Source organism: Paenibacillus nicotianae, assembly GCF_042681745.1.
Taxonomy (GTDB): domain Bacteria; phylum Bacillota; class Bacilli; order Paenibacillales; family Paenibacillaceae; genus Saccharibacillus; species Saccharibacillus nicotianae.
In genome coordinates this window covers 1,760,929-1,781,758 of record NZ_JBHUGF010000010.1, presented here as the reverse complement: position 1 = coordinate 1,781,758, position 20,830 = coordinate 1,760,929, and the positions used below count along the sequence as shown (strand labels likewise).

General features: G+C 37.1%; 19 protein-coding genes. 16 read left to right on the top strand and 3 right to left on the bottom strand.

Annotated features, from left to right (window positions below; translation table 11 throughout):
• The first annotated feature begins 139 nt into the window (after positions 1–139).
• The 3 genes from licT to ACFSGI_RS11890 all read left to right on the top strand — a co-directional run bounded on the left by licT (position 140) and on the right by ACFSGI_RS11890 (position 4,573).
• Positions 140–994, top strand: a complete 855-nt coding sequence (gene licT / locus ACFSGI_RS11900; RefSeq protein ID WP_204824341.1) for a BglG family transcription antiterminator LicT — start codon at positions 140–142, stop codon at positions 992–994.
• Between the two features lie 208 nt (positions 995–1,202).
• Positions 1,203–3,131 carry a beta-glucoside-specific PTS transporter subunit IIABC gene (locus ACFSGI_RS11895; RefSeq protein ID WP_204824340.1) on the top strand — a complete coding sequence of 643 codons (1,929 nt, stop codon included), beginning with the start codon at positions 1,203–1,205 and terminating at the stop codon, positions 3,129–3,131.
• A 647-nt stretch (positions 3,132–3,778) separates the two neighbouring features.
• Positions 3,779–4,573 (top strand): imm11 family protein, encoded by a 795-nt coding sequence (locus ACFSGI_RS11890; RefSeq protein ID WP_204824339.1) that lies wholly within the window; start codon positions 3,779–3,781, stop codon positions 4,571–4,573.
• Positions 4,574–4,808: 235 nt separating this feature from the next.
• On the opposite strand, the gene ACFSGI_RS11885 is transcribed toward ACFSGI_RS11890, so the two are convergent.
• Positions 4,809–6,110 carry an MFS transporter gene (locus ACFSGI_RS11885; protein ID WP_379283282.1) on the bottom strand — a complete coding sequence of 434 codons (1,302 nt, stop codon included), beginning with the start codon at positions 6,108–6,110 and terminating at the stop codon, positions 4,809–4,811.
• 99 nt (positions 6,111–6,209) lie between these two features.
• Positions 6,210–7,184 carry a glycoside hydrolase family 43 protein gene (locus tag ACFSGI_RS11880; protein WP_204824338.1) on the bottom strand — a complete coding sequence of 325 codons (975 nt, stop codon included), beginning with the start codon at positions 7,182–7,184 and terminating at the stop codon, positions 6,210–6,212.
• A 342-nt stretch (positions 7,185–7,526) separates the two neighbouring features.
• On the opposite strand from ACFSGI_RS11880, the gene ACFSGI_RS11875 reads away from it, so the two are divergent.
• The 4 genes from ACFSGI_RS11875 (at position 7,527) to ACFSGI_RS11860 (ending at position 11,080) form a co-directional block, all read left to right on the top strand.
• Complete coding sequence (locus tag ACFSGI_RS11875; RefSeq protein ID WP_204824337.1) at positions 7,527–7,949, top strand: chemotaxis protein CheW; 423 nt, start codon at positions 7,527–7,529, stop codon at positions 7,947–7,949.
• A gap of 337 nt (positions 7,950–8,286) precedes the next feature.
• Positions 8,287–9,111, top strand: a complete 825-nt coding sequence (locus ACFSGI_RS11870) for an ATP-grasp domain-containing protein (RefSeq protein WP_204824336.1) — start codon at positions 8,287–8,289, stop codon at positions 9,109–9,111.
• Between the two features lie 193 nt (positions 9,112–9,304).
• Positions 9,305–10,006: a glycoside hydrolase 43 family protein gene (locus ACFSGI_RS11865; RefSeq protein ID WP_204824335.1), complete on the top strand. Its 702-nt coding sequence runs from the start codon at positions 9,305–9,307 to the stop codon at positions 10,004–10,006.
• 123 nt (positions 10,007–10,129) lie between these two features.
• The gene (locus ACFSGI_RS11860) at positions 10,130–11,080 is read left to right on the top strand and encodes a beta-xylosidase family glycoside hydrolase (RefSeq protein ID WP_204824334.1); all 951 of its coding nucleotides are present in this window, start codon (positions 10,130–10,132) and stop codon (positions 11,078–11,080) included.
• Positions 11,081–11,232: 152 nt separating this feature from the next.
• Here ACFSGI_RS11860 and ACFSGI_RS11855 read toward each other — a convergent pair whose 3' ends face one another.
• Entirely contained in the window at positions 11,233–12,078 is an 846-nt protein-coding gene (locus ACFSGI_RS11855) for a sugar phosphate isomerase/epimerase family protein (RefSeq protein ID WP_204824333.1), read from the bottom strand.
• 265 nt (positions 12,079–12,343) lie between these two features.
• Here ACFSGI_RS11855 and ACFSGI_RS11850 point away from each other — a divergent pair, with 265 nt between their 5' ends.
• The 9 genes from ACFSGI_RS11850 (at position 12,344) to ACFSGI_RS11810 (ending at position 20,825) form a co-directional block, all read left to right on the top strand.
• Positions 12,344–13,015 (top strand): phospholipase D-like domain-containing protein, encoded by a 672-nt coding sequence (locus ACFSGI_RS11850; RefSeq protein ID WP_204824332.1) that lies wholly within the window; start codon positions 12,344–12,346, stop codon positions 13,013–13,015.
• Positions 13,016–13,230: 215 nt separating this feature from the next.
• Positions 13,231–14,460 (top strand): glycoside hydrolase family 43 protein, encoded by a 1,230-nt coding sequence (locus ACFSGI_RS11845; RefSeq protein ID WP_379283278.1) that lies wholly within the window; start codon positions 13,231–13,233, stop codon positions 14,458–14,460.
• A gap of 125 nt (positions 14,461–14,585) precedes the next feature.
• Entirely contained in the window at positions 14,586–15,074 is a 489-nt protein-coding gene (locus ACFSGI_RS11840; RefSeq protein ID WP_379283275.1) for a CBS domain-containing protein, read from the top strand.
• Positions 15,075–15,223: 149 nt separating this feature from the next.
• A complete protein-coding gene (locus ACFSGI_RS11835; protein ID WP_204824329.1) occupies positions 15,224–15,775 on the top strand; it encodes a GNAT family N-acetyltransferase in 552 nt (183 codons plus the stop codon).
• Positions 15,776–15,805: 30 nt separating this feature from the next.
• Entirely contained in the window at positions 15,806–16,306 is a 501-nt protein-coding gene (locus ACFSGI_RS11830) for a GNAT family N-acetyltransferase (protein ID WP_204824328.1), read from the top strand.
• An 18-nt stretch (positions 16,307–16,324) separates the two neighbouring features.
• Positions 16,325–16,870 carry a GNAT family N-acetyltransferase gene (locus ACFSGI_RS11825; RefSeq protein WP_204824327.1) on the top strand — a complete coding sequence of 182 codons (546 nt, stop codon included), beginning with the start codon at positions 16,325–16,327 and terminating at the stop codon, positions 16,868–16,870.
• A 145-nt stretch (positions 16,871–17,015) separates the two neighbouring features.
• Positions 17,016–18,827, top strand: coding sequence for a helix-turn-helix domain-containing protein (locus tag ACFSGI_RS11820; RefSeq protein ID WP_204824326.1), 1,812 nt, complete (start codon positions 17,016–17,018; stop codon positions 18,825–18,827).
• Positions 18,828–18,927: 100 nt separating this feature from the next.
• Entirely contained in the window at positions 18,928–19,914 is a 987-nt protein-coding gene (locus tag ACFSGI_RS11815; protein ID WP_204824325.1) for an ABC transporter substrate-binding protein, read from the top strand.
• A 206-nt stretch (positions 19,915–20,120) separates the two neighbouring features.
• Entirely contained in the window at positions 20,121–20,825 is a 705-nt protein-coding gene (locus tag ACFSGI_RS11810; protein ID WP_204824324.1) for a response regulator transcription factor, read from the top strand.
• Positions 20,826–20,830: the final 5 nt, after the last annotated feature.

Genomic DNA, 20,830 nt, shown 5'->3' with positions numbered 1-20,830 from the left:
AAGGCTATGTTACTATGGATTCACAGAAAACCAAAAACACACGGATTGTTACTGTTTACTCAGGCAAAACCGAAATTGACGTTCCAAGTCATTTTTGGTTTTGCCTTTTTGACTATTTTGATAGCAAAAGGTGATGGGAATGAAAATAGCACAAGTTCTGAATAATAATGTCGTGACTGTCATCAATCCTGCGGAACAGGAAATGGTTGTTATGGGGCGAGGTATTGGTTTTAAAAAGCACCCTGGCGATCTGGTGGATGAGACAAAAGTAGAAAAAGTATTCAAACTCGAAAATAGGGAAGTCTCACAAAAGTTGATGACATTATTATCAGACATTCCTATCGAATACGTAGATTGTTCAGATGAGATTATTCGTTATGCGCAGACAATATTAGGTAGTAAATTGCATGATAGTATTTATATTTCGTTAACCGATCATATTCACTTCGCAATAGAACGTTATCGGCAAGGGATAGAGATTCGGAACGCGATTCTTTGGGAAATCAAAAAGTTATACCGCAAAGAATATGTGATCGGGATGAAAGCTCTGCAAATGATTGAAGATAAATTAGGTGTAGAACTGACTGAAGATGAAGGTGGATTTATTGCATTGCATTTCGTCAACTCGCAACTAAACGGCGAGATGAGTGAAACGATCAGCATGACCAATATTGTCAAAGACGTGCTACGCATAGTCACCAGACATTACGTATTTGAAATGGATGAAGAATCGCTAAGCTATTTCCGCTTTCTTACACATCTGAAGTTTTTTGCGCAGCGTGTACTTCATGATACGGTTAGTGATTCTGGTGAGAATCCTCTACATGATATGGTCAAAGTCCAATATCCTAATGCTTATGCTTGTGCACAAAAGATTCAATCATATACAAGCAAAATTCATCAGCGTACTCTTTCCAAAGACGAACTATTATATCTGACAATTCATATCGAACGTATTACCAAAGCTGAACAAGCAGAAAGATCAGAAGGGTAGATCATTGAACCGACTGATACAAATAAATACACCAATGAATGGGATTGTGACTTTAATTAGGCAAAACCTGAATGTGGATAGATGACCATGCAATATGCTGTACACGTATTGTATGTACTGTCAGTATAGACTGACTCATTTATAAGCATTTAGGTTTTTTTGTATCTTAATCGTTCTAGTCGCCCTATATAAAAAGGAGAAAGACAACATGGATAAAGAGAAATTATCGCAAGACATACTGGATTTGGTAGGCGGTACAAGTAATATTGATCAAGTGACTCATTGTATGACAAGACTTCGTTTTAACCTGAATGACGATAATCTAGCTAACAAAGCTCAATTGGAAAAAACGCCAGGCGTTATGGGTGTTATGAAAAATGGAGGACAATTTCAAGTTATTATCGGAAATGAAGTAGCAAACGTATACAAAGAATTAGTGAAAAAGATTCCAGGAGCCGGTCAACTAGAAGAGACATCTTCTTCTAAGCCGAAAAAGAAACAAAATCCGATCAGTACACTATTTGATTTTATTTCAGGAATGTTTACACCGATCTTACCAGCGATTACAGGCGCAGGGATGATTAAAGGGATTGTAGCAATCCTTGTGGCATTAGGCTGGATGTCTAATACCAGTTCTACGTATATTATTTTATCCGCTATCGGAGATGGTGCATTTTACTTCTTGCCGATTATTTTAGCGATTAGTGCTTCTCGTAAGCTAGGCAGTAATATGTATATCGGGGCAGCATTAGGAGCAGCTATTATGCATCCTACGATTACGGCGTTATTGGCTTCAGGTCAAAGTGTGACTTTCGCCAGTATCCCGGTAGTTGCAGCAACATATTCTTCTACAGTTATTCCGATCGTTATTGCAATCTGGATCGCTTCATATGTAGAGAAAGCAGTAGATCGTTATACGCATGTCTCACTAAAACTGCTAGTCGTACCTACGATTACGTTACTTGTAATGGTTCCACTTACATTGATTGCGATCGGGCCGTTAGGTTCTATTATTGGTAGTGGCTTATCTGGAGGTATTGCATGGTTATTTGAAAATATGTCGATTGTAGCGAGTATTCTAATCGGCGGCACTATGTCTTTGCTTATTATCACAGGTATGCATTATGCACTAACTCCAATCGTGATCGGTTCGATCACTGCATTAGGATACGATTTTATTATTCCATTGATGTTCGCGGCTAACTGGGCACAAGCAGGTGGAGCATTAGGCGTAGGACTTCGTTCCAAAAACGCTCAAACCAAATCGCTTGGTTTCTCTACAGGCTTAACTGCAATTATGGGTATTACAGAACCTGCTATGTATGGTATCAATATGAAATTCAAAAAGCCATTTATTGCTGCTCTTATCGGTGGAGCAATTGGTGGAGCATTTATGGGTATTTTCCATGTGAAATCGTATGTTATTACAGGTTTAGTAGGTCTACCAAGTGTAGCTGCATTTATTAGTCCATCGATCAGCACATTAATCTATGCTATATTGGGTGGTCTGGTGGCATTAGTATCTGCGACAGCAATCACTTATTTTGTAGGCGTTAAAGAAAGTACAGAAGAGACTGAACCGGCTCCATCCACAGCAAATGAAGGAAGCAACACTTCGGTTGCATCGAATCCGGTTGTAGCATCCAATGTCATTGATATTCATCAACCTGCTGTACAACAAGTGATCGCTGCTGATATTTTCAGTCCGGTTGCCGGCGAAGTGAAGCCACTAAGTGCTGTCAATGATCCTGCTTTTTCGCAAGAAATTATGGGTAAAGGGGTAGCGATCGAACCGACAGAAGGGCGAATCGTTTCTCCGGTCAATGGAACGGTATTCTCTGTTTCCAAAAGCGGACATGCGATCGGGCTTGTCAGCGATACAGGAACAGAAATGTTAATTCATATCGGAATTGATACCGTCAAATTAAAAGGTAAACATTTCACACCTCATGCCAAAGCAGGAGAAACAGTGAAGATCGGTGACCTATTGATGGAATTCGATCTCCAAGCAGTACAAGCAGAAGGATATGAGACTATTACACCTGTAATCGTAACGAATATTAATGATTACAATGATCTTCAATCATCTGCACAGTCCAATACACGTTCCGGTGAATTATTATATAAATTAAGTTAAAATCTATCAAGTTATACGCACACAAAGTGAACAATAGTAGGCTAAGTCTACGCATGTAGTAAATCTGGAGTAATAACCTGCAAGCTAACCGTATGTACTATGTATAAGCAAACGGATATGCTATCTATAAGCAAAAAGAGCTTGAACAATGTCGTGGGTGATCGCTCACTGGCATCGTTTAAGCTCTTTTTATGGTGTTACCATCTTGCTGGCATTACGCCGTTATTGTTGAGTTCAGATTACAAATCTCCGCTGAATGCTTTAATTACAAAAATACCGCCAAATACAATAGCAATACCCAGTACCGCGTACCAGCGTTCTTTCACTACATTGTTCACGAGTAGACTCCTTTAAATCGTTATCGAAATAATTTAGAATAGCTCACATAACCAATCCATATTGTACCAAAATCTGTTGTGAATTCAACCCCTTTAATAAATTTACAAAATTATATAGAAAGCAGAATTTTTTTGATTTATTATAATTAATATAGATTTCTATGCATAAACTGTATGAAAGGGCAATCTATCTTTACCTTCAGATCATGATGCTAGTAAATTAAATATGCTTTTAACTCATTATAGTGATATAAATATGTTAAACAGAGTAAAATTTAGGTTTGAAAATCCACTAGACTAGGGGAAAAAATGAAAATTTGGAAAATAACTAGTAGTGAAAAAAATATTGTGTTGACTATAAGTGAATGGATTGATTTTTTAGATAATATTAGAGGTCAATCTCTCATTAAAGAGTGGATACCATTTGAGGTTTTTATTGAGGGAAGTAAAAAAAAGTATAAAGACTTTCCATCATTTCTTCCTGGTGCACCTGTAATAAACATAGAAGCAAAGAAAAAAATTGAAAGTTTTTTGGAAGGAAAAGTAGAATTTTTATCTCTTATTCATGAGAACTATTCATTTTTTCTTCTTAATATTACTAATGTGATTGACTGTGTAGACCAAAATAAATCAATTGCAGAGTTTTCAAAAAAAGGTAAAAAAACAAATTACAAAAAAATATATTTTAATAAAGAGCTTATCAATACAAATGATAAAATATTTAAAATTCCTGAATTTCCAAGTAAGTATTGTTTTGTATCTGATGAATTTAAAGAGTTTATTGAAAATTCTAGTTTACATGGTCCTGATTTTGATTTGGTATGGGACTCTGAACTAGATGAAGAAACTGAACTTTATCAACAACAGATTTATGATGAATATATTTATAGTATTAATAACAGCGTTGATCTTAGTATGTCTTGGGAAGAGGCTATGAACCATATAAACCAAAACAAGGCTGTGGTCAGTGATCGATGGAAATTAAAATTAGATCAAGATCGTAATATTTTACTTGGACAATTAAATATGGATTTGCAATATGATTTTGTCAGTTCAAAGTATATTCCACCTATTCTTTTAGATCTAAAATGGAAAAAGGCTTAGATGTTGAATAAGGAACTTTAGCAGTTATATAGATCAACAAAAGTATTTTTTGAAAAAGTATGTGATATAGAATGTAGTATTAGTAATTTTCTCTAAATAATTAAAAATCAAAAAGCCTTTCAGCATAACAGACTGAAAGGCTTGTTTGATATTCTATGATATATAAATACAACAACTTATATCTTTCTGATAACGCTTACTAATAACGCTTACATATACTGCTTATCAAGCTACATTATACTTTAGGTACAGCTACCATTCGTTCTTTATTTTGCTTTGGTGTAACGCTTCCTACAGGCTCACGTTTGTTTTTATCATTGGATAGTCCAAAGATCGAAATTACTGTAATCAGTAAGACGATAGCACTCAAGAAGTAATACGTATTTTGAAAACCAATACTGGTGTACATATTACCGGCAATACTTGAGAAAACAACAATCGCAGCTTGCTTGGCAAAGTTAAACGCTAATAAATAGATCGTAGCAGACAATCTAATATCGAATACACCTGTAATGTATTTGAAAATGGATACTAACAACAACGGCATTTCAACTGCAGCAATCAAACGTAGCAATGATAAGCTAACAGTATCGGTTGCGATAGCGGTTCCAAAAATACGGACAAATGTAAGTAATCCGAAAAGTAACAGACCGTTTTTAGCTCCAATTTTGTTAATAATAAATGGCATAAAGATCATTAAGATTGCTTCAATCGCTGTTTGTAAGGACACCAGTTCACTAAAGCGCTGTGTACCCAAAGCAGGAGAAGCAAAGAATTGATTGTAATAGTTCGGGAACTGTTGATCGAATACATCGTACACACTGGCTGTACCAACAATCAGCAGAGACAAGAACCAGAAGTTTTTAAGTTTGAAAATCGAAAATACACGTTCTTTGGTAATCTCGCTAGAAGCTTCATTAGAATCCGCAGGTACACCTGCTGCACTGGCAGAAGGATCAACTTTGGCTGTATGCAATAGAATCCCCAATACAGCGGCAGAACAAGAAGCGAACCAGAAAATACTAATCGGATTGTACAGATACATCATACCGCCGATTAGAGTTGCCGTAGCACCAGCAATTGAACCGAAAAGACGTACACGACCATACTCAATCGAGCTCGCACGACTCGCACGCTCAATATAGGCTTCGACAACACCAACGCCACCCTGGAACACAGCACTCAGGTAAATACCACCAATAATAGCGCCTACCCAAATATTATATTGAAGAAGTGGAATAAACAAAAAGGTGAAGAATGGGCCCATAAATAAAGCAACAATCACAACAAACCAGAATAGATTTTTGCGGAATCCTAGTTTATCCGAGATCACTCCGAAAAACGGTTGATAACATAAAGCAATTAATGAAATTGCTGAAAATACAAGTCCAGTATGGCTAGCATCAAGCCCTGCTTCTTCTTTTAACCAGATCGGTAAGAAAGCAAGTACAACCGCCCAGATTAAAAAGTAGAAAAAGAACAATCCACCGAAATTCCAAAAATTCCATTTTGGTAATTTGATATTGTTTAACTTCATGATTCATTCATCTCCGTATCCATATCGTTGTCTCTATTTATAAAAGAACAAAATCTGTGTTTAAGAACAGTTGTATTTAAGATCAGACAAAGTCTTTACTTAGGAACGAACAAATCCTGCATCTGGAACAGGTTTACCAAAATTAGGTGTACCATCTTCATTCCATGTAATCACTTGTGCACGTGTATGACGGTTAGGATCGTACAATGGATCGCCTGTAATTTCAGTGTAATTACGTCCATGATAGACCAATACATCATGTTGATCGTCTTCTGTGCGCGTAAAGCTGTTATGCCCTGGACCATATTGTCCATTTTCAGCAGCACTTGTAAATACAGGTTGTGTTGATTTGTGCCATGAGTTGATATCTAATAGATCGCTATTCTCGTCAGCAGTCAGTAATCCCATGCAATAATTCTCATCGGTAGCGCTTGCAGAATACGTAATAAAGATTTTGCCATTGCGTTTAAGAACGGCTGGCCCTTCATTAACAAGGAAACCAATAACTTCCCAATCCAGTTCAGGTTTGGTTAACATCGTTTGTTTCCCTGTAAGAGTCCATGGATTTTCCATTTCTGAAATGTACAGATTGGAGTTCCCTGGAATATCATAATCACGTTGTGCCCATACATAATATAATGTGCCATTATGTTGGAAAGTTGTTGCATCCAGTGCAAAAGATTCCCACGCGGTAACAATTTGTCCTTTTTCTACCCATTGACCTTCTAAAGGATTAGCAGCATCGGTCTCAATCACATACATACGGTGATTAAACGTACCATTGACCGGTTCAGGAACATCAGCAGCAGCAAAGTAGATATACCATTTTTCATTAATATAATGAAGTTCTGGCGCCCAGATTAAGTTGCTAAGCGGGCCTTGATCAGGCTTGCGCCATACCGTTACCGCAGGAGCATCTGCTAGTCCCTGTATAGTCTGTGAACGTCTTACGTCCAATCTGTCATACTCCGGTACAGAAGCGGTGAAATAGTAATATCCATCTGTATGTTTGTAGATCCATGGATCAGCACGTTGTTCCACAATCGGATTTTTGAATTCAGGTAAGTTGGTCATGATATCGTCTCCTTGAAATGAGGTATAGCATTGTCCTGATGTATTTTCAGGTAACGCTTACAAATTTAATATTAAAAATATGTACGTACATTTATAGTTTATATAAATATTAATAATAAACTGATACATACACTAATTTTCTAAATAGTAGCACTTATTTAAATATATTTCAAGAATATTGATCAAATTAGATCATATACTTGTCTATAATCATTATTTTTTGTCACGAAATGTACGTACATGTAGAGCGGTATAGAAAGTAGTAAAGAATATGAACCATTTGGTCGATAAAGTATATATATAGGCAAATGTCAGATTATATTGTTCGAGGAGCTAATTATAATGAAAATCGAATTAATTGTATTTTATGTAGCAGGTCAAGCGTACGCTATTAACTTTAATGAAATTGATGAAATTCAAACTGCTAAAAAAGGAACACCATTGCCATTTTCAGAAGATTGGCATGAAGGATTAATTACGATTCGTGGAGCATTGTATCCGCTAGTGAATCTGCGTAAAGTATTAGCTGTGTCTTATGAAGAACCGAAAGAAACAGACAAAATGATTTTGCTTCGTCGTACTCGTGTTGCTTTGCTTGTAGATGAGCTAGACAATACAGCGACTGTAGAAGAATCAGAATTAAAAGAAAACCCAGAAGCAAACAGTCGCGATATTTTACCAAATGCTTTTGAAGTGAATGGCAAAATTATACCGATCGTTAATGTAGAATCGTTGTTGTCTTATACACGTAACGCTTACGTATAAACAGGTGTTTAGTTCACGTTTCATCATAGCTTGTATATAAAAGTAAATACAAAAAACGCCTTATGTATATCACAAGGCGTTTTTTGTATTAAGATAGCTATAATTCTACTATATCTAAATACATTTCAGTACTGCTAATGTGAGAAGCTTCATTTGAAAATAAGAAAGAAAAGATTAGCAAACGGTTCAGATATCTCTAATTCACCATGTATAGCAAAATAGAGACGATAAACTAAAGAAATGTGTCTTCTGTTAATATCGTTTTGAATACATAGGTTCTTCATATGTACCGAGTTCATTGTGAAAAATAAAATTTGTAAAAGAAGGTATGATTATTATGAATAAAATATTATTTGTGACAGATTTATATTATCCGGCAAAAGGAAGAAACTATTATGAAGAAGATTTATTTTTAACTTCAAAATTAAGAGAAACTTTTAATCTGGTTATTTGCCACCCTGAAGATATTGAAGCATTTGAAGATCAGGTAGATTTAATCGTTTTTAGAAATGCAGGCCCAGTTGCCAATTTCAAAATTAAATATGAAGAATTTTGTCAACGAGTGACTTCTAAAAATTTAAATACCTATAATTCGTTTGATGGAAAAGCGGATATGAAAGGGAAAGAATACTTAATTGAATTAACAGATGCTCAATACCCTGTTATACCGACCATTGATACTATCGATCATTTGGACAAACTTCCTGATGTACATATGTATATTATAAAGCCTAAAGATGGAGCAGATTCTGTTGGATTGAAATTTGTTGAAAAAGATAAACTGATTAAAGAAGTTAATTCTAACTCAAATAATACTTTAATACAGCCGTTAATCGATTTTGAATATGAAGTTTCTTTTTATTTTATTGATAAACAATTTCAATATGCGCTTTATGCACCAGATAAAGACAAGCGATGGGAGTTAAAAGAATATACACCCACTGATCAAGACTTGCATTTTGCCAAACGTTTTATTGATTGGAATGACATCAATTGGGGGATTCAACGAATAGATGCTTGTCGAAATGAACAAGGAGAACTCTTATTAGTAGAATTAGAGGACTTAAATCCTTATCTTTCTTTGCTTGAGTTGTCTGAAGAAAAGCGAACCAGCTTTGTAGAAGCGATGATTGACTCTTTACAAAAGGTTTTGAAAAGGTAAAAAAATTATATACTTAGCTTGATATGGAATAGAGATTCGCTATAGAAAACTCTGTTCCTTATTGAGGTTAAGTTGCAATTATATTTTTAATATGTCATTTTGTAAGCGTATACTTTAATTAAATATACAGTGAGGTTATGATAGAAGTAGAAATGAACACGTTAACAAAATAGATTACAGGAGGAAATAACAGATGACCTTGCAGATGAACAAACTCTTTTATAATAATCCTATTATTCATGAAGATTACTCTGATCCTGATGCAATAGCAGTAGGCGACGATTTCTATATGGTTGCTTCTAGTTTTGCTCATGTGCCTGGATTACCTTTACTTCATTCAACTGATCTGGTGCACTGGAAGTTGCTCCATTATATTTTGCCAGAACTCCAATTTCTAGAAGGATCTTCTGATTATGATCAGCCCAGACATGGAGAAGGTGTATGGGCACCTAGCCTTCGTTATCAGAATGGACGCTTTTGGGTATTTTTTAGCACACCGGATGAAGGCATCTTTATGTGTTCCGCCAAAGAACCAACAGGGCCGTGGACAGCACCTCATCTAGTGAAAAAAGTAAAAGGATGGATCGATCCATGTCCATTTTGGGATGAAGATGGGCAAGCTTATCTTGTGCATGCTTTTGCTCATAGTCGTACAGGAATCCGTAGTAAATTACAAGCATTCCGTATGAGCGCAGATGGTCGTGAACTTCAAGGGGAAGGGCAGATTATTTATGATGGCGGATTAGTTCATCCTGTGATGGAAGGGCCCAAATGGTACAAACGAGATGGCATGTATTACATATTTGCTCCTGCCGGTGGAGTCAGTCATGGGTGGCAAGTTGTTTTACGTTCTAAACATATTTTGGGCCCTTATGAAGATCGAATCGTACTTTAGCAAGGTAATAGTCCTATCAACGGTCCTCATCAAGGAAGCTGGGTAGAGACAGCCGCAGGAGAGTCATGGTTTTTACATTTTCAAGATAAATATGCGTATGGACGGATTACGCATCTTCAACCGATGGAATGGAGCGATGGCTGGCCTATAATCGGGCAATACCAACAAGGAGACACAGTAGGCGAGCCTGTGGAGACGTGGCGTATGCCTGTTGTCCCTCAGTCGATAGAATCTGGAGATCACTTGAGTTCCCGTCATTCATTATATGATGAACAGATCGAACTGATAGATGGAATAGACGGAGCATTCGGATTACAGTGGCAATGGGAAGCCAATATTCAAGCAGACTGGTATGCTACCGATTATGAACATCAAGAAATCCGATTATATGCATGTTCATTTCCTTCTCATTTAGAAAATGTAACCGATAAAGCGTTGTTGTATGAAGCACCTCAATTATTATTGCAAAAGCTTCCTTCTACCCATTTTACAGCAACGACCTGCCTACACATCTATCCTCAATCTGTTACCGAACGATTCGGAATTACGTTATTTGGACGAACATATACGTATTTAGCGATAGAGAAGAATGCGGAGCAACAATATCGATTATCTTTGATCCGAGGTTATACCTATCAAGATGAGGATGGACAAGAGCTAGAGCATCCTGTAGAACAAGAAGTCTGGCACACTATACTTGATGATCTGGAAGTCATTTCTTCCCAACCATATATGCCTAATCCTATCTATATGCGTGTATCGGTATGGTTAGACAACGAATCAGCACATCATTTGTCACCGATCAGTGAAGCGAGGGAAGATCAGATTCCTGTTTCTATTCTGCATGCAGCTCAATCTCAATTTAGCTATAGTCTAGATGGAACGAATTTTATAGATATTCCATATGTAGCATCGGTTCATCCGGGGCATTGGGTAGGTGCCAAAGTAGGGATATTTGCTGTTGATCTGAACAGAGTCAGTGAACGAATCGAATTAACGGATCAAGATCAAGGAACGATAGGCTATGCGGAGTATAGTAGTTTTGTAGTGGAGCAGCAGAGTCAATCTATATGACAGATATATAGTATTATTTGATTTCTTATTGTATAGTCATACGCCCAACTTCTTGAACTTGTCATAAGAAGTTGGGCATATGGCTTATTTGTACTCTGATTTAATTGGTATATATCATATGCTATCTTGATTAGATAATAAGAGCAGATTGCCTATTGAAAGGCAGAAGGAGAAATATTGCGAAAAGCATGATCAAATCCACGCTGTGAGCGCTCCCATAATGACGCTATCGAATCTGTGGGTGATTCTTTAGAGAGAATTTCTTGTGCGACCACTCCTGTATAACCGATATCTTGCAAAGCTTGAAGAAAAGCTGGCAAATCAATCACACCTTCAGCAGGATAAAGTCGATCATTATCGAGAACTTGATCAAGCGGTACGTCTCTGGCATCGTTAATATGTACATGTACAATTTGATCTGCGCGCAATTGACGAAGATCATCAGCGGTAAAGTCAGTAGTATAACAATGATAAGCATCGACCAATAAGCCAACATTACTGCGATCGATCCCATCAATCATTGTCAGTGTATCTGCAACGGTATGAATAAATGGATATTTCCATGCGGTACGCAAATGATAAGGCCCTACAAATTCAAGTCCCAATCTAATACCATAAGCATCTAAAATAGATGCAATCTGGCGCAGACGTACAATACTTTGTGCCATATAGGCAGCCGGAGATTCATCAGTAGCAGGTAAAATATATGTACAACAACGTTGGCATCCAAGCAAAGAAGCATGATGAGCTGTGACAGCGAGTGATGTTAATTGTTCACGAAAAGTAGAGTCGGACTGACGCCATTCTACAGGTAGACCGATCGACCCTATAATCACCTGATGATCTTCCAGCAATTGACGCGTTCCTTCTATACCATGATCAGCAATCAGTGTATCGGTATTGATATCTACAGCACCGAATCCATATTGACGTGCAGAACGTACTAATTCCTCTGTTGAAATATGACCTAGCCCAGCCTGACTTATTCCTCTAATCATTGTATGATCATCTCCAAATTGTCCATGATGGTTATACTATTCGTGCCCAAAGGATTGAACTCCTGTATGATATCCAAATTATGGTGTATATTTTTGCACAATTTTGATTACAAAGATCATTCGTTTATAATAGAATGTATTCATTTATTGGCAAATTGCGGTGAAAGCTTTTTCCTTGGTGCCAATTATAAGAATAAGCTCATAAGTACAATATTAGATATGAGCGCAGAATGAATTGGTTTTACAAAGAAAGGGTTTTGCAAATATGACTATATTACGTCACAAACTCAGTCTGATAGGTCTTCTTCTAGTGAGTACAGTGTTGGTAGTAAGCGCATGTTCCAATACTTCAAAAACGACCTCTCCTGAAGTCTATTCGGTTCCTATCCATAAGAACTCCGATGTCTCTTCTACTACTATCCAATCGTCTCCATCTGCTTCTAAAGATACAAACCAAAAGGCAGATACAACGATTGATTATGTATTTACATCAGAAGGACAGAAGCCTGATCAGTTGATTATAAAGCTGATCAATGAATCACAATCTACACTGGATGTCGCGATTTATAATTTGTCACGTGAATCGATTATTCAAGCATTAGTAGAAGCGCAAAAACGTGGTGTACAAGTGCATATTTTGACAGACAAAACAAAAGTAGAAAAAAAATCTCAGATCAAAGCATTACAAGCTTTAATTGATGCAGGAGCAGTAATCAAAATCAATACATTTGAAGGCAAAATTCATGAAAAAATGTTGATTGCTGATCGTAAAATAGCAACTGTAGGATCATTTAATTATACCGATGAATCCAGTGAAGATAATGATGAAGTATTAGTTGCTATTCATGATCTTAATCTGGCAGAACAATGGTCTACTATTTTCAATACTATGTGGAATGATGATCAAAAATACGAGCTATGGACTGCGGATCAATAATATTTGCAGATCGGGAACTGATTACTAATCTAGTTAAAAACACATCTAAATATGATAGTCGTTGTAGACAAATCTTTAGTAAGCGAAATATTCCTTTTATTGTATATTTGACTTAAAAAATGGTTTTTACTACAATAAGAAAATATACTTCCTATGCAGGGAGTATATTTTTATTGATTTTTGTAAGCGTATACAAAATAAAAGGAGGCAACGTTATGAATCTATGGTTTAGAAGGGGAAAATGGTTACCGCTTGTGTGCGGATCAGTATTATTGTCTTCGCTAGTTATGCCTGTACCTATTTCTAATGCGGCAAATTCTAGTATTCCATCAGCAATAAATATAACTGCTAATACATCATTTACTCCTGGTGCTGTCTGGAATGATACCAATGGTGTACCTATTCAAGCACATGGTGGAGGAGTACTGTATAACCAACAAGATCAGACGTACTACTGGTATGGAGAAGATAAAACCAATGGATATCTACCTGCTCGTGGTGTTCATGTGTATGCTTCCAAAGACCTTTACAATTGGGAAGATAAAGGTCTAGCGTTGACAGCAATTGAATCTGAAGATGATTTTAAAAATGATCCATTGATTTCTAAGCTCTATGCCGGACGCAAAGATACGGCTAATATCCTGAATGATATTGGAACGAACCGAATTATAGAACGTCCTAAAGTGATTTATAATGAGCATACTGGCAAATATGTGATGTGGATGCATACTGATGGGCCGAGTGCGACATCGACAGCAAACTATGCTAAAGCTCAAGCAGGATACGCACTATCTGATTCACCGACAGGGCCTTTTGTCTATGGAGAAGGGCATCGCATGGATCGTGCTCCCAAAGATGCAGAATATAATGGACAACCCGATCAACCCGGTATGGCAAGAGATATGACTCTTTTTAAAGATGATGATGGAACAGCATACCTCGTCTATTCTAGTGAAGAGAATTTAACTATTTATATTTCCAAATTAAATGATACTTACACTGATATTACAGGCTGGCACAAAGAAGGCAAAGTAGAGCGTGATCAAGAATATCAAGCTGTATATGGTGAAGATTATGTGCGTGTATTCCCGGGTGCACAACGTGAAGCACCTGCCATGTTCAAGCATAATGGCAAATATTATATGGTGACATCAGGAGCAACAGGCTGGGATCCGAATGTTGCCAAATATACAGTAGCAGATCATATTTTTGGCCCGTGGGCGCCTTTGAAAAATTTTGCACCTGCAAGTCAGACGACATTTGATTCTCAAAGTACACATATTATTCCGGTAGAAGGCGCACCAGATACTTTTATTTATATGGGAGATCGCTGGAAAAAAGATAATCTCAAAGACTCCCGTTATATCTGGTTACCGATTGAGATTGCCGATGATGGGTCTATTGTGCTCAAATGGCGTGATCAGTGGACATTAAACGATCAATAACGTGATAGTGCAGGGGATGATTTACATCTATTTCACATGATTCGTTATCGCCTTTAATCTTAGAAGAGTAGGATAAAGTATAAGCTCTTATTACAGAAAGAAGGCGATAGATCATGATTAGTCAGATGCTGAAGCCCTTGCTGAAACCAATCAAAAAATATGAAGTCACTCCTGTTCAGACAGCTACTATGCCTGATCCTCTTTATCCGCCAGAAGAAATAATAACACTTACCGATCTTCTTCGCAGTGCTCCGCATGTTACGACCAAGCAGACATGTGAACAAACGCTCAAAGTTATGTTCAGTTACCCAGAAGCTGAAAGTATTGTAGTATGTGATAAGTTGCATCGTCCGGTAGGATTGATTATGTGCGGTCGCTTTTTCTTTCGAGTGAATGGACGAGCAGGAATGGATGGATTCTATATGCAACGTATAGTCAAATTAATGACTCAAAAACCTCTTATAGTGGATGTCAGTTCTAGCGTCTCTAATGTACAACAGCAAGCAGAAGAGCGTGCAGAATATTTCCGCAATGATAGTATTATTGTTACCGAGCAAGAACGTGTATTAGGCATTATTACAGCCACTGATCTACGACAAGGATATCGAAGTTAATTAAGATTCGTACTAACTGTAAAGTTGATAAAAGCTGTCCTCAAGGGCGGTTTTTTTTGTATATTATTGTTCATGATTTGGTAGCAACGTTGGAAGCGCATATATGGTAAAATACATATAACCTATTTCAATCAAAGGAGCAGATACATATGAAAATTGAAGATATTTTTGGAGAACTGCCTGTATTGGAAACGGAAAGAATGATTTTGCGCCCGATTACGATGGATGATGTAGAAGACATGTATGCTTATGCTTCTGATCCAGAAGTTACTCGGTATGTCACTTGGCATGCGCATCAATCGATAGAAGAAACAAAGCAATTTATTTCATTTTTGTTAGGGAAATATGCAGAAGGTGCTGTTTCTCAATGGGGTATTGAACATAAAGAATCCGGTCGCTTGATAGGTACAATGGGATTTATTAATTGGAATACCAAGCATTTCAAAGCAGAAGTAGGATATGCGTTATCCAGAGAATTTTGGAATCGCGGCTATACATCAGAAGCGATGGAAGCGATTATTAATTTTGGTTGGAATGAGATGAAGTTAGTACGTATTGAAGCACGCTGTATGCCTGATAATATCAATTCTGCTCGTGTAATGGAGAAAGTGGGTATGAAGTACGAAGGCTTAATGCGCAAAAACTTATATGTTAAAGGTAGATTTCATGATGCCAAAATCTATGCGATTGTTGCTGATTAAGTGACTGGACAGATCAAAGGAGTTGATTCTATGACTATTTCTTCTACAGTAGAGTTAACATTATACCGTCCTGAACACAAGGCAGATCTGACTTTATTTCATTTGCCAGAAGAGCAACTTCAATTTACAGCTTTACCTGTTGATTCACTTGAAGAAGCGCTGACTGATCCTCAGCGTTATCCGATTGTGATTATAGCTGAATATCAAGTTGTTGGATTTTTTGTGTTGCATACAGGACAGGGTATTTTGGAGTACGATCTTTATACAGATACTCCACTTGCTGAAGTGATGCTAATTCGAGCACCACTGATCGATTCCGGGCATCAAGGCAAAGGATATGCAAGTAAAGCGATGCAATTATTACCAGCATGGGTGAAATACCATTTTCCATTTATACATGAATTAATACTAGCAGTTAATGAACGCAATCTAGCAGCGCAACACACCTATACTGTAGCAGGATTTGAAGATTTGGGTCATCGTCCGATCGGATTAGCAGGACCTCAACGAATCATGCATTATTTTGTATAAATAGAGGAGTACGCCTATATGACTATCGTTCGATTTGAACCGATTGCAGAAGAACATTTACCTGAAGTGCTGTCGATTTATAATCATTATGTCGAACACACAACAGTTTCTTTTCATACAGAGACATTATCGCTAGAACAGATGCGTGCGCAGATTATGAATGTACCTGCTCACTACAAATCATATGTGATTGTCGAAGAACCATTTCACGAAACGGAATCAGCGCTTTCGTTATCTGCATCATCTACATCAAGTATTGCCGGATACATATTAATGACTCAACACAAAAATAAGCAAGCTTATGATGTGACGGCAGAAGTAACGGTATATCTCAAACCGGGGCAGACAGGACGAGGGTTAGGTGGCAAATCTCTTTCTTTTCTTGAGCAAGCAGGTATTGAAAGTGGATTTCATGTACTGATAGCCACAGTATGTACAGAAAATGTAAACAGTATTGCTTTATTTGAACGCTACGGTTATGAGAAATGTGCACATTTTCGTGAAGTAGGGTATAAATTTGGTCGCCGTCTGGATATTGCAAGTTACCAGAAAATTATTGGATAATGACGTTTGAAAAAGATAATAAAACTCTCCAGTAAATGTTCATACGATTGATTTGATAAAAGTACCTGATGGATTGAGGTACTTTTATTGTATACTGTAGTCCCTAACTTGTAGTCCTAAAATGAAAGGAATTTGGATTATGTTTTTGAAAAAGCAAAGCGTACACAAGCAAGGTCAACTGTATACTTACTATCGTATTGTAGAATCTTATCGAGATGAGCAAGGTAAAAATAAACATCGTACTATCCAATACATAGGCAGACTGTCAGATGAAGAAGTAGTTACGATCACCCGTCAACTCAAAGAACATTCGTATCCTTTTTTAGAAGGGAGCAGATCATCCAAGCTGGAGAATAAGCAACAAACTCGTCTATTATCGAGTAAAGTGTGGGTTCCTTTATCATTGACTATCGTGACTTATTTACCTGCTCATCTTAAAGAATGGATAGTAGCTGAACACGATACGCTTATGATTGTAAAAGAAGGGCAAGCAGAAGCTCAAATTCAAGGCAGTCGATTATTAATACATGCCAATCAAGTTTTATTTTGTCCTGCGGGTAGTGGAGTATTTCTGTATAATGCTTCTGCTCAACCACTGCAAGTGTTCAAAGTAATGTTTACATCTAATGATTCAACTCTTACTTCTAGCAGGTCGGCTATGAATTTACCTGCTATCATTTCTACTCATTCCCCTTTGGAAATTCAGCGTTTGTGCAAAGAATGGTTAGAGATTACGGAGTATGCGACAGAACTGTCTATGGAAAAGCAGATCTATAGTCAGTTACTATTTTATCAATTGTTACATCTGATCTGGAATGATCAGTCAGTCGCTACCGAAGCAAGTCATCTGACACTGATCGAGCAAGCTGTTCATTATGTAAAAACGCATTATCGTGAAGAGATTCGTCGTGACGTCATAGCTGCTCAATTAGGAATTACACCTGAACATTTTTCAAGAATATTTCGCAAGTATAAAGATTGTTCTTTTACAGAGTATGTGTACCGCTGGCGTATGAACATGGCTAAAAAAGATTTGCAGTCTTCTAGCGCAAGTATCAGTGAGATTGCCAAGCGTAATGCATACCCGGATGATCACTATTTTAGTCGGCGTTTTAAACAATCATTTTCATTGTCACCCAAGCAGTATCAATCTTCTAAAAAGCAGTATGCTGCATGGAATTATCCATTTACAGCAATGCTGTTACATCTGGATATCGTTCCTCAGGCAGGTTACCTAGAATCATGGAAATGGGATATCTATCATCGTAAGCTTGATCTCAGTACGATGAATATTCTTCATACAGATCTAGATCAATCGATCCAGCTTATGAATAAGTTACAACCTGATCTTGTATTTGCTTATCAAGATAATGCAGGTAAAGAAATGCTCGAAGAATATGTACCTTTACAAACGATTGAGATCGACGATTATGACTGGAAACAGCAGTGGCTATGGTTAGCAGAACAAGTAGGAGAAGTAAGGCAAGCAGAGCAGTGGTTACACAATTGGAATACTCAAGTAGAGCAGGCAAGAAAACAATTATTGCAACAGATTCCATCTCATCAGACTGTCGGTATTTACAAAATCGTTTCTGAAAAAATATATGTATACGGTGATCAGCGCAGTATGGGCGGGCCACTGATTTATCAAGAGTTAGGTCATCAGCCACCTGTAATCGTTCAAGAGCGTATTATTGATCAGCATTTCATTTGTCAGCAAATTGAAATATCAGAGCTGAATCTATACGCAGCCGATCATATGATTGTGATTCATTATCCTGTAGAGGGTGAAACAGCGACTCTGATTGAACCTGTGATGGAATCAGAAGCATGGTCTCAATTGCAAGCTGTACAGAATAAGCAGGTATATATGATGGATCGCAATATCTTTTATGGATTCGATCCCTGTTCACTTGAAGCGCAATTACACTTGTGGTTACAACAGTTTCGATCATGATTGTGATAACAAATGATCATATTTGTGCATAGACGTGCTATAGTAAACTTGTTATGATTCCAACTGATAATGATTATCAATTAAATATCAGGGGGAAATTATGAATTATTGGATAAAGAGAAGAAAAAGTATGTTGTCGTATATGATATTGCTACTATCAGTGGTGATTCTTGCAGCTTGTAATAACAATAATAACGTGTCATCTGTAGATGCTAATACCACAGCGACATCAGCTTCAGAGTCAACAAGAACTGTGGAGACTGCTAAAGGGTCTGTAACTATTCCAGCCAATCCACAGCGAGTGGTATCTACTTATTATCATGGTACATTGATTGCTCTTGGCATTACTCCAGTAGGTGCTAACAAAGAATGGTGGATGGGTAGTCCATTTTTGAAAGAGCAAGAAAAAGGAATACAAGATATTGGTACACCTACATCGTTAGAAAAAGTAGTTGAGCTAAATCCTGATTTAATTATTATTAATGATTTTGATGTCGAGAAGTATGATGAATATTCCAAAATTGCGCCAACGATCTATATTCCTTATACGGCATATCACAATCCTCAAGAAGAGATTCAACTATTAGGAAAATTATTAGATCGTCAACAACAAGCACAAGCATGGTTAGATCGTTACCAGCAGACAGCAACCGCTGCTCGCGAAGAAATCAAAAATATAATAAAACCCGGACAAACAGCAACATTGTTAAATGTACGTGGCAAAAAATTATCTGTATTGGGTGAAAATTATGGGCGTGGTGGATATGCAATTTATGACGCTTTGCAATTAAAACCGTTAGATATCGTAAAAAAAGAAGTGATTGATAGCGATGCTCAAATTAAAGAAATTTCATTAGAAGCATTACCTGAATATGCTAACTCTGATTATATTTTTATCTGTTTTAACAATGAAACAGAGCAAGCAGATATTAGCTCAGTGCTAGATAACTCACTCTGGAAAAACTTACCGGCAGTGAAAAAAGGTCATGTCTACACATTACCTTATAACGTATTCTCTTATTACGATCCTGAATCGATTGTTGGTCAGATCGGATTAATCAAAGATATGCTTCTAACTCAAAAATAATTTGACTTTCAGATCATTATCAAAAAAAAAGAACGACAGGATACTTACTATAGCAATAGAGAATGATTTCTATTGTTATAGCAAAGTATCCTTTTTTATTGTGTATTAGTTAGCGCAACAAATGAATTTCGTGAACATCGCATGGTCTGTTATGATAAAGGATAAGTGAAAAAAAGAGTACATGCAGTAACAAGGAGGAACAGAGATTGAAAGAACATATTTTAATTGTAGAAGATGAACATAAAATTTCTCGACTGCTACAGATTGAGCTGGAAGCAGAAGGGTACGATATTTCGCAAGCTTATAATGGAGCGCAAGCATGGGATTTGTATCAAGAACATACGTATGATCTTGTATTATTAGATGTAATGCTTCCTGAAATGAATGGAATAGAAATCCTTAGACGTATTCGCGATATGGGCGGATTGACACCGGTTATTTTATTAACTGCCAAAAGTTCTGTTGAAGATAAAGTATCCGGCTTAGACTTGGGAGCGAACGATTATATTACCAAGCCTTTTCAGATCGAAGAGTTATTAGCTCGTGTACGAGCAGCGCTGCGTCAGCGTCCGCAGACTTCTGCTATAACAGATACCAGTGAGGATGGTACATGGTTAACCGTAGCCGATTTAAGACTAAATGAAGGAACAAGAGAAGTGATAAGAGGAGAACAACAGATTGAACTCACTCCGCGTGAATTTGATTTACTGGCTTATTTGCTCAAAAATAAACGTCAAGTGCTTAACCGCGATCAGATTGTGACTGCTGTGTGGGGGTATGATTATTATGGGGATACCAATGTAGTGGATGTCTATATTCGTTATGTTCGCAAAAAAATAGATCAAGATCCTGAGCGGGAACTTATTCATACTGTTCGCGGAGTAGGTTATGTGATTAAGGATAATAGTTAGAAGAA

Excerpts from the sequence above, each read along its gene's own strand:
- licT (WP_204824341.1), top strand. The coding sequence starts at position 140 with ATGAAAATAGCACAAGTTCTGAATAATAATGTCGTGACTGTCATCAAT.
- ACFSGI_RS11895 (WP_204824340.1), top strand. The coding sequence starts at position 1,203 with ATGGATAAAGAGAAATTATCGCAAGACATACTGGATTTGGTAGGCGGT.
- ACFSGI_RS11890 (WP_204824339.1), top strand. The coding sequence starts at position 3,779 with ATGAAAATTTGGAAAATAACTAGTAGTGAAAAAAATATTGTGTTGACT.
- ACFSGI_RS11885 (WP_379283282.1), bottom strand. The coding sequence starts at position 6,110 with ATGAAGTTAAACAATATCAAATTACCAAAATGGAATTTTTGGAATTTC.
- ACFSGI_RS11880 (WP_204824338.1), bottom strand. The coding sequence starts at position 7,184 with ATGACCAACTTACCTGAATTCAAAAATCCGATTGTGGAACAACGTGCT.
- ACFSGI_RS11875 (WP_204824337.1), top strand. The coding sequence starts at position 7,527 with ATGAAAATCGAATTAATTGTATTTTATGTAGCAGGTCAAGCGTACGCT.
- ACFSGI_RS11870 (WP_204824336.1), top strand. The coding sequence starts at position 8,287 with ATGAATAAAATATTATTTGTGACAGATTTATATTATCCGGCAAAAGGA.
- ACFSGI_RS11865 (WP_204824335.1), top strand. The coding sequence starts at position 9,305 with ATGACCTTGCAGATGAACAAACTCTTTTATAATAATCCTATTATTCAT.
- ACFSGI_RS11860 (WP_204824334.1), top strand. The coding sequence starts at position 10,130 with ATGGAATGGAGCGATGGCTGGCCTATAATCGGGCAATACCAACAAGGA.
- ACFSGI_RS11855 (WP_204824333.1), bottom strand. The coding sequence starts at position 12,078 with ATGATTAGAGGAATAAGTCAGGCTGGGCTAGGTCATATTTCAACAGAG.
- ACFSGI_RS11850 (WP_204824332.1), top strand. The coding sequence starts at position 12,344 with ATGACTATATTACGTCACAAACTCAGTCTGATAGGTCTTCTTCTAGTG.
- ACFSGI_RS11845 (WP_379283278.1), top strand. The coding sequence starts at position 13,231 with ATGAATCTATGGTTTAGAAGGGGAAAATGGTTACCGCTTGTGTGCGGA.
- ACFSGI_RS11840 (WP_379283275.1), top strand. The coding sequence starts at position 14,586 with ATGCTGAAGCCCTTGCTGAAACCAATCAAAAAATATGAAGTCACTCCT.
- ACFSGI_RS11835 (WP_204824329.1), top strand. The coding sequence starts at position 15,224 with ATGAAAATTGAAGATATTTTTGGAGAACTGCCTGTATTGGAAACGGAA.
- ACFSGI_RS11830 (WP_204824328.1), top strand. The coding sequence starts at position 15,806 with ATGACTATTTCTTCTACAGTAGAGTTAACATTATACCGTCCTGAACAC.
- ACFSGI_RS11825 (WP_204824327.1), top strand. The coding sequence starts at position 16,325 with ATGACTATCGTTCGATTTGAACCGATTGCAGAAGAACATTTACCTGAA.
- ACFSGI_RS11815 (WP_204824325.1), top strand. The coding sequence starts at position 18,928 with ATGAATTATTGGATAAAGAGAAGAAAAAGTATGTTGTCGTATATGATA.